The 13,795-nt window shown below is 58.4% G+C and carries 15 protein-coding genes; 3 read left to right on the top strand and 12 right to left on the bottom strand.

What is annotated here, in order from left to right:
• Positions 1-111: 111 nt before the first annotated feature.
• The 7 genes from RGU44_RS19920 to prlC form a co-directional block, all read right to left on the bottom strand.
• Positions 112-843, bottom strand: a complete 732-nt coding sequence (locus RGU44_RS19920; protein WP_322177162.1) for a carbonic anhydrase — start codon at positions 841-843, stop codon at positions 112-114.
• A gap of 156 nt (positions 844-999) precedes the next feature.
• Positions 1,000-2,058: a PA0069 family radical SAM protein gene (locus tag RGU44_RS19915; RefSeq protein ID WP_322218737.1), complete on the bottom strand. Its 1,059-nt coding sequence runs from the start codon at positions 2,056-2,058 to the stop codon at positions 1,000-1,002.
• Between the two features lie 90 nt (positions 2,059-2,148).
• Positions 2,149-3,408, bottom strand: coding sequence for a cytochrome c (locus tag RGU44_RS19910; protein ID WP_322177160.1), 1,260 nt, complete (start codon positions 3,406-3,408; stop codon positions 2,149-2,151).
• Between the two features lie 12 nt (positions 3,409-3,420).
• Positions 3,421-5,205: a GMC family oxidoreductase gene (locus tag RGU44_RS19905; RefSeq protein WP_322218734.1), complete on the bottom strand. Its 1,785-nt coding sequence runs from the start codon at positions 5,203-5,205 to the stop codon at positions 3,421-3,423.
• A gap of 2 nt (positions 5,206-5,207) precedes the next feature.
• Positions 5,208-5,954 (bottom strand): gluconate 2-dehydrogenase subunit 3 family protein, encoded by a 747-nt coding sequence (locus tag RGU44_RS19900; protein ID WP_322177158.1) that lies wholly within the window; start codon positions 5,952-5,954, stop codon positions 5,208-5,210.
• A gap of 375 nt (positions 5,955-6,329) precedes the next feature.
• Positions 6,330-6,617, bottom strand: coding sequence for a YheV family putative zinc ribbon protein (locus RGU44_RS19895; RefSeq protein WP_322177157.1), 288 nt, complete (start codon positions 6,615-6,617; stop codon positions 6,330-6,332).
• Entirely contained in the window at positions 6,614-8,665 is a 2,052-nt protein-coding gene (gene prlC / locus RGU44_RS19890) for an oligopeptidase A (RefSeq protein WP_322218730.1), read from the bottom strand. The genes RGU44_RS19895 and prlC overlap by 4 nt, the downstream gene beginning before the upstream one ends.
• A 103-nt stretch (positions 8,666-8,768) precedes the next feature.
• On the opposite strand from prlC, the gene RGU44_RS19885 reads away from it, so the two are divergent.
• Positions 8,769-9,317, top strand: coding sequence for a gamma carbonic anhydrase family protein (locus tag RGU44_RS19885; RefSeq protein ID WP_322218727.1), 549 nt, complete (start codon positions 8,769-8,771; stop codon positions 9,315-9,317).
• Positions 9,318-9,458: 141 nt separating this feature from the next.
• On the opposite strand, the gene RGU44_RS19880 is transcribed toward RGU44_RS19885, so the two are convergent.
• Entirely contained in the window at positions 9,459-10,523 is a 1,065-nt protein-coding gene (locus RGU44_RS19880) for an aminopeptidase (protein ID WP_322177154.1), read from the bottom strand.
• Positions 10,524-10,618: 95 nt separating this feature from the next.
• Between RGU44_RS19880 and RGU44_RS19875 the strand changes: the two genes are divergently transcribed.
• Positions 10,619-11,029 carry a hypothetical protein gene (locus RGU44_RS19875; protein ID WP_322177153.1) on the top strand — a complete coding sequence of 137 codons (411 nt, stop codon included), beginning with the start codon at positions 10,619-10,621 and terminating at the stop codon, positions 11,027-11,029.
• Here the strand turns inward: RGU44_RS19875 and RGU44_RS19870 are convergent, their stop codons facing one another.
• Both RGU44_RS19870 and RGU44_RS19865 read right to left on the bottom strand, forming a co-directional pair.
• Complete coding sequence (locus RGU44_RS19870; RefSeq protein ID WP_219063326.1) at positions 11,030-11,263, bottom strand: DUF1161 domain-containing protein; 234 nt, start codon at positions 11,261-11,263, stop codon at positions 11,030-11,032.
• 174 nt (positions 11,264-11,437) lie between these two features.
• On the bottom strand, positions 11,438-11,869 hold the full coding sequence (locus tag RGU44_RS19865) for an OsmC family protein (protein ID WP_322177152.1): 432 nt from the start codon (positions 11,867-11,869) through the stop codon (positions 11,438-11,440).
• Between the two features lie 238 nt (positions 11,870-12,107).
• On the opposite strand from RGU44_RS19865, the gene RGU44_RS19860 reads away from it, so the two are divergent.
• Positions 12,108-13,109: an LLM class flavin-dependent oxidoreductase gene (locus RGU44_RS19860; protein WP_322218725.1), complete on the top strand. Its 1,002-nt coding sequence runs from the start codon at positions 12,108-12,110 to the stop codon at positions 13,107-13,109.
• A gap of 91 nt (positions 13,110-13,200) precedes the next feature.
• Here the strand turns inward: RGU44_RS19860 and RGU44_RS19855 are convergent, their stop codons facing one another.
• Entirely contained in the window at positions 13,201-13,425 is a 225-nt protein-coding gene (locus RGU44_RS19855; protein ID WP_322177150.1) for a DUF1161 domain-containing protein, read from the bottom strand.
• A 137-nt stretch (positions 13,426-13,562) separates the two neighbouring features.
• Complete coding sequence (locus RGU44_RS19850) at positions 13,563-13,778, bottom strand: dodecin (RefSeq protein ID WP_322177149.1); 216 nt, start codon at positions 13,776-13,778, stop codon at positions 13,563-13,565.
• Positions 13,779-13,795 lie beyond the last annotated feature (17 nt).

Here is a 13,795-nt window from a genome sequence, read left to right as displayed (position 1 = left end):
ACTCTCCGGGATTCTTCAGACGTAACAAGGCCCGCCAGCGCATAGAAAGCACTGCCGTTAAAGGCCCAAGAAGGATTTTATGAAAGTCAGCTGTGAATCAGACGCGAGCGTCTAAAACCGCGCTCTGGGTGTTGCCACCGGTATCGGATGGGTGCCGTCGAGCGGCAGAAACCGGTCTTGCGAGGCATCGTAAGCCAGGATTTCGCTGGTCTCGATGCTGTAGACCCAACCGTGGATGAACAAGTGACCACTGGCCATCTTCGACGCTACCGAAGGGTGCGTGCGCAAATGCTGCAACTGGGCGATGACGTTTTCCTGGGTCAACACGTGCATGCTTTCCTGTTCATTGGCGCAATGACAGTTGTCTTCGACCACCGTCTTGGCGACTTCGGCATGCCGCAGCCATGCCTTGACCGTGGGCATTTTCTCCAGAGTTTGAGGGTTGAGGACGGCGCGCATGGCGCCGCAATCGGAATGCCCGCAAATGATGATGTGCTGCACGCCCAAGGCGATGACCGCGTATTCAATGGCGGTGGAAACGCCGCCATTCATCTGACCGTAAGGCGGCACGACATTCCCGACGTTACGGGTAACGAACAGGTCGCCGGGGGCGCTTTGGGTGATCAGCTCGGGAACGATGCGTGAATCGGCGCAGGCGATGAACATGGCCCGAGGACGCTGAGCCGTGGCGAGCTTCTTAAAGAGTTCTTCCTGCTGCGGGAAGATCTCATGACGAAAATGCAAAAAACCGTCAACGATATGCTGAAGCGCTGCCTCGGCATTTTCCGTCTCTGGCGAGGCGCTGGCCGACGCAGCCGGAGGCTGTTTATCCATGTCACTCATGTCTGGTTCTCTCTGACGGATTGATGTGGATTTTCCTGCTGCTCCTGGAGCGCGACTGATCAGTCACTCCAGGGTCGACAGTAGCCGTCCAAGCTTAATTGAAACTTAATAAAACGCCCTAGGCCGAGGTTCCCGGGGCCAATGGGGACTGCCTCACTACAACAACGACATCTGCCCCCCTGGCGGACAAAACGCGTCGCAATCCAGATCAAAGCCTTCGCGCCGGTTCAGGCCCAACCGCTTGATCGCCACACTGTAACGCCGGGCCAGCAAATCGGCGAATGGTCCTTCACCGCGCATCCGTACGCCAAAACGACTGTCATACACCTCGCCGCCGCGACTCTGCCGAATCAGGCTCATGACATGCGCTGCCCGCTGTGGATAGTGCGCCTGAAGCCACTCCTCGAACAACGGGGCGACCTCCAGCGGTAAACGCAGCATCACGTAGCTTGCGCTCAATGCCCCGGCCGCCTTGGCTTCAGCCAGCAAGCTTTCCAGCTCACTGTCGTTGATCATCGGGATCATGGGCGCGCACAACACGCCAACGGGAATGCCCGCCTCACGCATCACCCGAATCGCCCTCAGCCGCGCCTTGGGCGCCGCCGCACGAGGCTCAAGGATACGTTTGAGCTCATCATCAAGGGTCGTCAGGCTGATAAATACCGACACCAGCCGCTGCTTTGCCAACTCGGCGAGCAGATCAAGGTCACGCAGAATCAACGACCCCTTGGTGATGATCGTCACCGGATGACGATAGCGCAACAACACGTCCAGGGTCGCGCGGGTGATTTTGTATTCACGCTCAATCGGCTGATAAGGATCGGTATTGGACCCCAACGTGATCGGCGCGCATCGGTAGCCCGGCTTGGACAGTTGCTGCTCCAACACCGCAGCAGCGTTGGTCTTGGCGATCAGCTTGGTCTCGAAATCCAGCCCAGGCGACATGTCCCAATAGGCGTGGCTGGGCCGCGCATAACAATAAATGCAACCGTGCTCACAGCCGCGATAAGGATTGATGGAGCGGTCGAAAGGAATGTCCGGCGAGGTGTTGCGCGTAATAATGGTTTTCGCCGTCTCGCTACGCACCTCGGTGCCTTGGGTCCGCGGTACTTCCTGATACCAGCCGTCATCCTCCGCGACCGAACGGTTGGGCGCGAAGCGATTGTGTGGATTACTCGCGGTTCCGCGTCCGCGCGGGGGCAGAGCAGTGGGCATTAGGGTTCTCCGGATACTGTCTATGCATACAGTATCCGCGATCAACCCTTTTGCCTAGCGTCACCGGGCGAGCGGTCCCTCACACATTAATCAACCGGCCTTGCGGATGCTTGCGACATCCCCAGCCTTCACCGTTCCCGCCTGATTCCCCCAACTGCTGCGGATGAAGTTGACCACATCAGCCACTTCCTGATCCGACAGACGCCAGGCGTAGGCGGGCATGGTGAAGGTCGACGGCGCGGTATGGGTCGCCGCCAGCGTGCCGCCTTTGAGGACGATGTGAATCAACGAGGTCGCGTCTTCGGACTGCAACACCGGGTTGCCTGCCAGTGCCGGGAACACGCGGGTATAGCCGTGGCCATCGGTGCGGTGGCAGGCGGCGCAGTTATCGATGTAGACCGCAGCGCCGGCTTTGCTGTCATCGCCTTTCCACAGCGCTTTGGCGACCTGCTCATCGTATTGATGGGGCTGATCGTCAAGGTTGTTGGCAGGCAGGGTTTTCAGGTAACGGGCGATGGCGGTCAAATCTTCATCGCTCATGTATTGCATGCTGTGCACGATCACGTCGGTCATACCACCGAACACTGCGCTGCGGTCGCTGCGGCCGGTTTTGAGGAACTGAACCAGCTGCGCCTCGGACCAGCTCCCCAGGCCATCTTTATGATCGCCACGCAGGCTTTTGGCGATCCAGCCTTCAAGCGGTGCGCTGCCGGACAGGAATACGCTGCCTTCATTCGCGCTCAAGGCTTTTTCCTGCATGCTGATGGCCCGCGGTGTGTGGCACGCGCCGCAATGGCCAAGGCCTTCAACCAGGTACGCGCCACGACTGACCACTGCATCTTGCGCGACTGGTGCCCGATAGGCCTCGACCTTCGGCGCGAACATCCAGCGCCAGCCCGTCAACGGCCAGCGCATGCTCAATGGCCAGGGGATGTCGACGGCCTTGTTGTCCTGAACGACGGGCTCTACACCTTTCATGAAGTACGCGTACAACGCCTGCATGTCGGCTTCGGTCACTCGCGCATACGATGGATAGGGCATGGCGGGGTACAAGGTGCTGCCGCTTTTGGCGACACCCTGACGCACAGCGTTGTCAAAGTCCTCGAAGCTGTAGGCGGCTATGCCGGTCTTGTCCGGGGTGATGTTGGTCGAGTAAATCGTGCCAATGGGCGTTTCCATAGGCAGCCCACCGGCGAATGGCTTGCCATCCTTCGCGGTGTGGCAGGCCACGCAGTCACCGGCACGCGCCAGGTATTCGCCCTGTTTGATTAACCCCGAGTCCGGGTTATCAACAGCGAAAGCAGGGGCACCAAAACACAGGGCCAAGGTCGCGATAAGCAGATTTTTCATGATCATCGCTCCTTATGCCTGAACCAGCGGGCCTGGGTTTTTCAGGTACTGCTCGCGAATTGCCTTGGCCGACCAGTAGGTCAGCGCAGCCACCAGACCTGTCGGGTTATAACCAAGACCTTGTGGGAAAGCTGACGCCCCTGGGACGAAAACGTTATGCACGTCCCAGCTCTGCAGGTAGCGATTGATCACACTGGTTTTCGGGTCGGTGCCCATGATCGCGCCGCCGTTCAGGTGGGTGGTCTGGTAGGCAGCTGTGTTGAAGTGCTCGCCCACTTTTTTGCCCAACACGGCGATGGCTTTGGGGTTCATGGCTTCGGCAATTTTGCTCAGTTTCGAGACCATGAACTGGTTCATCTTGATGTCGTTTTCCTGCCAGTCGAAGGTCATGCGCAATAAAGGCTGGCCGTAGGCATCGTGGTAGGTCGGATCGAGATCCAGGTAGTTACCCCGGTAGGACTGATGCGCACCGTGAGCGTCCATCGACACCTGATGCGAATAAAAATCGGCGGTGGTGCGCTTCCAGGCGCTGCCCCAGGCCGGCGTACCCGGAGGGTTGGACGTACCGGCGATTGGCCGGCTGCCCGCCTGGTTGACCCACATCGGTGAGCCCCCGACGAAACCGTGCGGCCCGTGATCGAAGTTGTCCGCGTTGAAGTCATCAATCGCAACGCCCGCGCCACCCGCACCGATGAAGTTGTTGGTGTACACGTCTTTGTCGAAGAACGCCTTGATGGTTGCCATGTTCTGGTAGGCGAAGTTTTTGCCGACCACGCCTTCTCCGGTTTTCGGGTCGTAAGGCTTACCAATCCCGGAAAGCAGGAGCATGCGTACGTTATTAAACTGGAACGCACCGAGGATCACCAGATCGGCCGGCTGCTCGATTTCCCGGCCCTGCGCATCGACGTAAGTCACGCCGGTGGCCTTGGTTTTGCTGCTGTCGAGGTTGATTCGCAGTACATGGGAATTGGGCCGTAGCTCGAACGTCGGGGTCTGTTTGAGCGCCGGCAGGATGTTCACGTTGGGTGAGGCTTTGGAATACATGTAGCACACGTACCCGCTGCAAAATCCGCAGAAATTGCACGGCCCCATCTGCGCGCCATAAGGGTTGGTGTAAGGCCCTGAGGTATTGGCCGAGGGCAGGTCATACGGCTTGTAGCCCGCGACGCCGGCAGCTGTATGAAACAGCTGCGCGGAGTAGGTTCTTTTCTGCGGCACCAGGGGGAAATGATCGGAGCGATCGGGCGCATATGGATTGCCACCTTTGCCCTGGCCGACATTCTCGCCCTTAACCGTCCACGCCTGACCGGAGGTGCCGAAGACTTTCTCGGCGAAGTCGAAGTGCGGCTCCAGCTCTTCATAGCTGACGCCGAAATCCTGAATGGTCATGTCCTTGGGGATAAAGCTTTTGCCATAGCGCTCTTCGTAATGACTGCGCATGCGAAGCTCGATTGGGTCGACCCGAAAATGCACGCCGGACCAATGCAAACCCGCGCCGCCCAAACCATTGCCGGGCAGAAACGCACCGAGTTGGCGGTTAGGCAGGGCCACGTCATTGACGCTGTGACGGATGGTCACGGTTTCCTTGGAGATGTCCTGAAACAGCTTTTTGCGCACGCTGTAGGTCAGTTCGTCGATTACCTGAGGATAGTTACCGTCCGGGTAGGTGTCTTGCATCGGTCCGCGTTCAAGGGCGAGCACATTGAGCCCGGCCTCGGTGAGTTCCTTGGCCATGATTGCGCCGGTCCAACCAAAGCCGATGATCACTGCATCGACCTTCTTCATGATGGTTGCCATGCTCAAGCCCTCTCGCCGCGAATAGACACTGCCGGGAACGGGTAGGGCTCGTTGCGTTCGACCCAATCCATGAAATCGGCGCGAGCGCCTGGGAAACCGACCATGGTCCAGCCAACCAGGCCCTTATTGCCACCGTGGATCGGGTCGCAGAAAAAACCCTCCTTGGTGTTTTGCAGCAACAGATTGAAAAACAGACTCGGCGGCACGCTGTCGAACGTCGCCTTGCCTGCTTCCAGCTGCTTGAGTGCCTCGTCCTGCGCAGACGGGCTCAACTCGGCGAAGACCTTGCCGTATTGCTGTTTGCACCAGATGTCGCAGTCAGCGATGCCCAGACGGTAGATGTCCTTGGGCACCAGCTTGCTCTGCCAACCCATTTCCTTCGGCGCGTCGGCCACGAAAGGCCCTTGCATGAACCACAGTGCACCGCTGGCATACGGCGTGTTCATCTGCCGATCAATGTATTCCGGCGCACCGGCTTCCAGGGCGCCAGGACCTTGTTCGTCATCCGGAATCAGGCGCGCGACCGCCGCGTTGATGAAGGCCCATTCTTCAGCCGTGAAATAATTCGGCTCGTACACCCCATGACTGGCAGGGGCTTCGGGTGGCGGTGTGGCGGTGGTCACGACCGGTGGTTGGGCCAACACGACGCTACTGCCCAGACCGAAACCAGCACTGGCAACCGTCACCACGGGGATCAACGTCAGGGTTTTGCGCAGAAACTCACGCCGCGGATTGTCTTGCTCAGACATGGGAGACCTCATCTTGCGATCACGGTTAAGGAGCCGCTCTTGGACGGCCCGTCTTTTCGGGGCTGTTGGGTCGCACAGACAAGGTGTCACGACTTTGATTACAGAACACGCCGGCAAGCTTTAGTTACAAATGGTAGCAGGCTAACAATAAGAAAAATCGTTTCAGCATCAAAAATCAGATCATTCCGACAAATGAAATCGGTATCAGATTCGAAATAACCGTTCGTTTAGGCGAAAAAAGACCATTCCCGTCTCTGGCGAGCGGTTATGTTTTGGAGGGGATATCGGGGAAATACCTGCAGGAGGCCCCGCCCCGTCGTCGATAGCGCGGCGTCGACGATGGGATGGCATCTCCTGCAGGGGGAAACCAGCGATCTAGCTTGGATCAACCGGCTTTTTCAGCTTGGGATTAGGGAAAAACTGCACGCCCTGCACCTTTGGATCGGCCGCTTTTACCACTGGTTTGTTGACCCGCGTGCCGAGTTCTTTGGGCACGGACAGCCCCTGCTCGTTGAGGGTGTCGGAGTAACCGCAGCCCACACATTCGCGATGAGGGACGTCGTTCTCGCTCCACATCATCAACTTGTCAGGCTCGCTGCACGCCGGGCAGACAGCCCCGGCAATAAAGCGTCTTTTGGTGATCGTTACCGGTGCCTCAGTCATAGTGCCGCTCCCTCACTCAAGCCTGAATGGCGCAAGAGTGCGTCAATCGTCGGCTCACGTCCGCGGAAGTCGACGAACAGCACCATCGGCTCCTGTGAGCCGCCGCGCGCCAGAATCGCTTCGCGGAACGCGCGACCGGTGTCGGAGTTGAACACCCCTTCTTCCTCGAACTTCGAGAACGCATCGGCCGACAACACTTCAGCCCACTTATAGCTGTAGTAACCCGCCGCGTAACCGCCGGCAAAGATGTGCGCGAAGCTGTTGGGGAAGCGGTTATAGGCCGGCGGACGCATCACCGACACTTCATCGCGAATGCCCTCAAGCACTTGCAGCACACTGCGATCGTCGCCATGGGTGGCGTGCAGTTCGAAGTCGAACAGCGAGAATTCCAGCTGGCGAACCATCATCAGTCCGGACTGAAAGTTCTTCGCGGCGAGCATTTTTTCCAGCAAGTCCTGCGGCAGCGCATCGCCGGTTTCGTAATGCGCTGAAATCAGCGCCAGGCCTTCAGGCTCCCAGCACCAGTTCTCCATGAACTGGCTCGGCAACTCGACCGCGTCCCACGCCACGCCGTTGATACCCGACACGCCCGCGTGTTCGACGCGGGTCAGCAGGTGATGCAGGCCATGACCGAATTCGTGGAACAGGGTGGTCACTTCATCGTGGGTCAGCAGCGCAGGCTTGCCGCTTACCGCAGGGGTGAAGTTGCACACCAGGTTCGCCACCGGATTTTGCAGCAGACCTTTAGCCGTACGACGACGATCCCGTGCGCCGTCCATCCAGGCGCCGCCACGTTTGTTGGCGCGAGCATAGAGGTCGAAGAAGAAGCGTCCGACGTGTTGGCCGTTTTCTGTGATTTCGAACAGACGAACATCCGGGTGCCAGGTGTCAAAACCTGTTTGCTCGGCGATTTCAATGCCATACAGGCGCTGCACGATAGCAAACAGGCCGGTCAGCACTTTATCGATGGGGAAGTAAGCGCGCAGGGTTTCCTGGGAGACGCTGTAGCGTTGCTCACGGAGCTTTTCCCCGTAGAAACCGCTGTCCCAGCTTTGCAGGTCGGCGCAGCCTTGCTCGGCGGCATAGGCCTTGAGCTGTTGCAGGTCTTGAACGGCGAACGGCTTGCTGCGTTTGGCCAGATCGCGCAGGAAACTCAACACGTGATCGCTGGTCTCAGCCATTTTGGTCGCCAGGCTCAACTCGGAGAAGCTGGCAAAACCGAGCAGCTGGGCCAATTCACGGCGCAGGTCGAGGATGTCTTCCATGACCGGACCGTTGTCATTCTGACCGGCATTCGGGCCCTGATCGGAAGCTCGGGTGCAGTAGGCCGCGTAAATTTCTTCACGCAGGGCGCGGTCTTCGGCGTAAGTCATTACCGCGTAGTAGCTCGGGAATTCCAGGCTGATCAACCAGCCGTCGAGGTCCTTGGCCTTGGCTGCGGCGGCCATCTGCGCTTTGGCCGAGTCCGTCAGGCCGGCGAGGGCGGCTTCGTCGGTAACGTGCTTGGTCCACGCCTGCGTCGCATCGAGCAGTTGGTTGGAGAAGCGGCTGCCCAGCTCAGACAATTTGCTCTGCACCTCGGCATAACGCTGTTGCTGTGCAGGCGGCAAGTCGATACCCGACAGGCGGAAATCACGCAGCGAGTGTTCGAGAATGGTTTTCTGCGCCACGTCGAAGCCGGCGGCTTCCGGGCTGTTGGCCAATGCCTCGAAAGCCTGGAACAGTTCGCGGTTCTGGCCCATCTCGGTAGAGTAGGCACTCAACGCTGGCAGGCAAGACTCATAGGCCTCGCGCAATTCGGCGCTGTTGCACACGGCATTCAGGTGGCTGACCGGGCTCCAGGCCGCGCCCAGGCGGTCATTGAGCTCGTCCATGGCCAGGATCAGACCGGCCCAGGTCGGCTGTTTGCCCTGAGTCACAAGGATCTCGGCAATCGCGCTACGGTTGTCGGCAAGGATCTGGTCAATCGCCGGTTTGACGTGCTCAGCGCGGATCGCCGAGAAGGGTGGCAAGTCATACGACTGTAAAAGAGGGTTGTTCGCGCTCACGGTTTAGCACCTTGGCTGGAAGAATCACTGGCACATCTTAATTACAATCGACGCTGACCGCAGCACTCAGACCCATCTATAAGTCTCAGAGAAGGAACCTATCGTGGCTATTCGCAAATATCAGCACCACATTCCAGTGCTCGCCGAGCGCGCATTTGTCGACTATTCGGCGGTGGTGATCGGCGATGTAGAGATTGGCGCCGACAGTTCGATCTGGCCGTTGACCGTGATTCGCGGCGACATGCACCACATCCGCATCGGCGCGCGCACCAGTGTCCAGGACGGCTGCGTGCTGCACATTACCCATGCGGGCCCGTTCAACCCGGACGGCTTTCCCCTGCTGATTGGCGATGAAGTGACCATCGCCCATAAAGTCATGCTGCATGGCTGCACGGTCGGTAATCGCATCTTGATCGGCATGGGCAGCATCGTCATGGACGGTGCGGTGGTCGAGGACGAGGTGATCATCGGCGCTGGCAGCCTGGTACCGCCGGGCAAGCGATTGGAGAGCGGCTTTCTGTACGTTGGCAGCCCGGTGAAACAGGTGCGGGCGCTGACAGACAAAGAGCGCGCATTCTTCAGCTACAGCGCCAGCAACTACGTGAAGCTCAAGGATCAACACCTGGCCGAAGGTTACGATCAGCCGCTGTGAGCTGATCCCCTGTAGGAGCTGACTTGTCTGCGAATAAGCCCGGCACGGGCTTCCGACGGGTTTGGGTTTGACCCTGCCGCCATGATCGGGATCAAGGGGCAGCCGGTGGGCCGCGTTGAATGGTCTTCGCAGCTCCTACAGTCATGTGTCTGATCCCGCCAGCCTCCGCAACGCCGCCTTGCGCTGTTCCATCGGCAGCGCTCCCAGCTTTTCCACTGCGCCGTAGAACGCGGGCCAGTCACCGTTGACCTGCTTGAACAGCGCGGCAAATGCCGGCACCCACTGGTCGTAGAGTCCAAAGGGCAGCAGTTTGGCGTTGTTCATCGGCGCATTGATCCAGGGATCGAAGCGTTTATCGCCTGCCCACTGCGTATCGCGCATCTGCCGATAATCACGGCGCAACCGCTCGAACTCCGCCGCTTTGCGCTCACGCATCATCTCGGCCGCGAGTGGCTGATCGTACAGTGCCTTCAAGCGTTCCCGAGTATCCAGAACCAACTGAATAAACTGATCATTCTGTTTCGAGGCCGCCAGGCTTTGCGGGGCCAACCCTCGTGCCGCCCGCCATTGGCGGGCGCCTTCCTGCTCGACGAAGTTGGCATAGGACTCGTTGAACTCAGTGTCGTCCTTCACATAAAAACGCTGATGCGCCAGCTCGTGAAAAATCAACGCGGCCATGCGCTCATCACCCCGACTGAGCATCGAGCTAAGAATGGGATCGTCGAACCAGCCCAGCGTGGAATATGTTTCTACCCCACTGACGTAGACATCCATGCCTGCCTGACGCTGCAACGCGGCCTCGCCTCTGGCTGCGCCCTGGCTGTAATAACCGCGATACGCGACGCACCCGGCGACTGGAAAGCAATGGGTGACCGGGTCCAGCGAGAACGCCCCTGTCGCGAACACATTCCACACCACATAAGGTCGGCCGATATCGACATACAGGCGGTAGCTGGGGTTATCCGGCAGGTGCAGTTGATGGCTGGCGAAAGCCCGAGCCTGCTGCGATTTGATCAGATGCTCGCGCAATGCCGGGGCGCTATTGGGGTCGGCGATGACCTCGGCCACCGGTTCACGGGCATGCAGCAAGCGCCATTGACCGCTGGCCAGTTGGCTGTAGTAATCGATGCTGGAGCAGCCGCCAAGCAAGAACAACGTCAGTAGCGCAAAACCACGGCTGAGAAACAGCCTGTCGTGTCGAATCATGCTCCGGCCTTAATCTCTTATTGAATAAGCGTTATGCCGGACAGTCCGCCCCTGACGCAACTATCATTAACACGTGTTCGATCACGGAGCCTGCCATGCGCCAGCCATTATTGATATCTGCCCTGATTGCCCTCGCCGGGTGCGCCAGCCCTATGCCGCCTGCTGACCCGCAGCAGGCGTGGGTCGAGATGTTCACCTACACCGGGAACCTGGTGATGGCCGACAAGCTCGACGGTAAGCGACTGGACGACGGGCGTTACTTTCAGGTGCCGCCCGGCAGCCACGAGTTGCAGATGCGGTATGACTACGAGATCTACGGCGGCGGGTTTGGCGGAATGTTCGAGAGCTCGCAACGGACGTGTTACATCGTCCTGCGTTATGACCACTTCGCCCCAGGGCAACGTTATCGTCTCGAAGGACGCTCGGCTGGCATCACCATCAGCGGCCGTTTGTATGACGCCCAGCGCCAGATGGTCGCCGAAGACCGCGAGGTCACCTGTCTGTGATCACTTGTCGTTCTTTTGGTAGATGATTTTTTTGCTGCCGCCCTCGCATGTGCCGACGACCATGTTCTGGTCATGCACTTCGTCATTGCTGACGATTTCCAGGGTGTAGGAACTCACATTATTGGCCTGGATTCGGGACTCGATCTCGGCCTTGAGTTCTTCGCAGGGTTTGACTGCCGCCAACACGCTGGTGGCCGATACGGTACAGATAACAGCTAAAACGAAACGTTTCATACTCGACTCCTTCGATACGGCGCACAGAGTACTGCGCTAACGCTGCAACGATCCATTCGACTTTCATTACGTCGGCCACGTGTGACGTCAATAGCGGCTGAATACGGAGGGCAGAGCGAGTGAACAGCCCGCACAGGCTGAGCTGTGCGGGCCTAGTCGTGGCAACGAGGTCGATTAGCTGACCAGCGTTGCGTCCAGGGTGATTTTCGCGTTCAGCACTTTGGACACCGGGCAGCCTTCTTTGGCTTTCCTGGTCAGTTCGTCGAACTGCTGCTGCGTGGCGCCCGGGATCTTCGCTTTAAGGATCAGGTGCACGGCAGTGATGGAAAAACCTTCAGCCAATTGCTCCAGGGTCACTTGGGCTTCAGTATCGATGCTGTCGGCTTTCAGATTGGCTTCGCCGAGAATCATCGACAGCGCCATAGAGAAACAGCCCGCATGAGCCGCGCCAATCAGCTCCTCCGGATTGGTGCCCTTGCCGCCTTCGAAGCGCGCCTTGAAGCCGTAGGGTGCTTTGTTAAGGACATTGGTTTCGGTGGAGAGGCTACCAATACCGCTCTTCAGATCGCCTTCCCAATGTGCCGATGCTTTCTTGATAATGCTCATGGTCTCTCCTCATGACAGTGTGCGAGGGGGTTCGCACAGGGACTAAGGTTCTGAGGATGGCCGTCTCGATAAAGTTCAACTGCCGGTAAAACCTAGTAATTCAGTAGGACTTTTCCGGCCCAGCCATTGAATCTCAGATATCTGCCCACATTCTTTATAAATCAGGGTAGGTTTTGGTCATCCTCAGGCGTCATAGGCCAAGCCTGCACAACGCACTCCAGAGGCTATTTAGCGGCTTATGAAACGTTTAGCGGATATCAAAATCTCAACCCTCGATCTGGTGCCCGTGCGCCAGGATGCCGGCCCGGCGCAGTCTCTGCGTAATTCGCTGGATTTGGCGCAGCATGTTGAAAAACTCGGTTACAACCGTTTCTGGGTCGCTGAGCACCACAACATGGACGGCATCGCCAGCTCCGCGACAGCGGTGTTGCTCGGCTATCTGGCCGGTGGCACCTCGACGATTCGGGTCGGGGCGGGCGGGGTCATGCTGCCCAACCATGCACCGCTGATAATCGCAGAACAGTTCGGCACCCTCGCCAGCCTGTACCCGGGGCGGATCGACCTGGGCCTGGGCCGCGCACCAGGCTCCGATCAAATGACCGCTCGCGCCCTGCGTCGTGAGCGATCCGGCAGCGCCGACGATTTTCCTGAAGACGTCACCGAGCTTCTGCGCTATCTCGGACCGCGCACACCTGATCAAAAAGTGATCGCTGTGCCGGGTTCGGGCACTAACGTTCCGGTCTGGTTGCTGGGTTCCAGCTTGTTCAGCGCGCAACTGGCAGGGGAGCGCGGTCTGCCGTATGCCTTTGCCTCACACTTTGCGCCGCGTTACATGCACGAAGCCATTCGCGTCTACCGCAATCATTTCAAGCCCTCGGCCTATTTGGAAAAACCGTACGTCATGCTCGGCGTGCCATTGGTGGCTGCCGATACCGACGAACATGCGGATTACCTGGCAACCTCGGTCTATCAGCGGATTCTGGCGTTGATGCGCGGCCAAAGCCTGATGCAGCGTCCACCGGTCGACACCATGGACGCCCTATGGCTACCCCATGAGCGCGAAGCGGTCGCGAGTTTCCTCGGCCTGGCGATGGTCGGCGGCCCGCAGAAAATCCGCGCCAAACTGGATGTGCTGCTGGAACAGACCCAAGCCGATGAGTTGATCTTCACCTGCGACCTGTATGAACACACGGATCGACTGCGCTCGTATGAGATTCTGGCGCAAACCGTGCTGGGCTGAGGCTCACCCAAAAAAAGAGTGGCGAAAACCCCGTCACTGGACATAAAAAACCGACGCCATGTGCGTCGGTTTTTTATGAAACAGCGATAAGTCAGCCGCGTTTGTACACGATTTCCTTGGTACCGCGTTCACAGGTACCGACTACTTTCCCGTCGGCCGCACTGCCTTTGGCGACGACTTCCAACGTGTAGGTCGAGGCGCCCTTTGCCTTGATCTTCGCGTCGATTTCCGACTTCAAATCATCACAGGACTTGCCAGCTGCCATCGCAGTTCCCGCAATGCTTAACAAACCAACTGCCAGTAGAATTTTCTTCATTGGTCACACTCCCTCGTTAAATTAACCAGGTTGAAAAACAACCCAAGTCCTTGACCGCGCCAACCGTTTCTAGACAGCGGGTTCTCTTGTGTGTAGCGGAAATTATGGCAATCGGCCAGTGCGAAAGTTCAGCGCAGTCAGCTATTCTCAATCCGGAAGCCGACGTTCAGGGTGACCTGATAGTGTGCAACCTTGCCCTCTCTGATGTGCCCTCGGGTTTCCAGCACTTCGAACCACTCCATGTGCTTGATGCTCTTATTGGCTTCAGCGATTGCATTATTGATGGCGTCTTCAATCGTTGTGGACGATGAGCCGACTAACTCGACTTTCTTGTAGGTATGGTGATCAGTCATGACGGTTCTCCTGAAGG

Origin of the sequence: Pseudomonas sp. 5C2 (assembly GCF_034314155.1) — a bacterium.
In the GTDB taxonomy this organism is placed as follows: Bacteria; Pseudomonadota; Gammaproteobacteria; order Pseudomonadales; family Pseudomonadaceae; genus Aquipseudomonas.
The sequence above is the reverse complement of the archived record's forward strand: the minus strand, read 5'-3'. Positions and strand labels throughout refer to the sequence as shown.

What these genes read in the sequence shown, in the direction of transcription:
- RGU44_RS19920 (WP_322177162.1), bottom strand. Translation starts at nt 843, where the DNA reads ATGAGTGACATGGATAAACAGCCTCCGGCTGCGTCGGCCAGCGCCTCG.
- RGU44_RS19915 (WP_322218737.1), bottom strand. Translation starts at nt 2,058, where the DNA reads ATGCCCACTGCTCTGCCCCCGCGCGGACGCGGAACCGCGAGTAATCCA.
- RGU44_RS19910 (WP_322177160.1), bottom strand. Translation starts at nt 3,408, where the DNA reads ATGAAAAATCTGCTTATCGCGACCTTGGCCCTGTGTTTTGGTGCCCCT.
- RGU44_RS19905 (WP_322218734.1), bottom strand. Translation starts at nt 5,205, where the DNA reads ATGGCAACCATCATGAAGAAGGTCGATGCAGTGATCATCGGCTTTGGT.
- RGU44_RS19900 (WP_322177158.1), bottom strand. Translation starts at nt 5,954, where the DNA reads ATGTCTGAGCAAGACAATCCGCGGCGTGAGTTTCTGCGCAAAACCCTG.
- RGU44_RS19895 (WP_322177157.1), bottom strand. Translation starts at nt 6,617, where the DNA reads ATGACTGAGGCACCGGTAACGATCACCAAAAGACGCTTTATTGCCGGG.
- RGU44_RS19880 (WP_322177154.1), bottom strand. Translation starts at nt 10,523, where the DNA reads ATGATTCGACACGACAGGCTGTTTCTCAGCCGTGGTTTTGCGCTACTG.
- RGU44_RS19875 (WP_322177153.1), top strand. Translation starts at nt 10,619, where the DNA reads ATGCGCCAGCCATTATTGATATCTGCCCTGATTGCCCTCGCCGGGTGC.
- RGU44_RS19870 (WP_219063326.1), bottom strand. Translation starts at nt 11,263, where the DNA reads ATGAAACGTTTCGTTTTAGCTGTTATCTGTACCGTATCGGCCACCAGC.
- RGU44_RS19865 (WP_322177152.1), bottom strand. Translation starts at nt 11,869, where the DNA reads ATGAGCATTATCAAGAAAGCATCGGCACATTGGGAAGGCGATCTGAAG.
- RGU44_RS19860 (WP_322218725.1), top strand. Translation starts at nt 12,108, where the DNA reads ATGAAACGTTTAGCGGATATCAAAATCTCAACCCTCGATCTGGTGCCC.
- RGU44_RS19855 (WP_322177150.1), bottom strand. Translation starts at nt 13,425, where the DNA reads ATGAAGAAAATTCTACTGGCAGTTGGTTTGTTAAGCATTGCGGGAACT.
- RGU44_RS19850 (WP_322177149.1), bottom strand. Translation starts at nt 13,778, where the DNA reads ATGACTGATCACCATACCTACAAGAAAGTCGAGTTAGTCGGCTCATCG.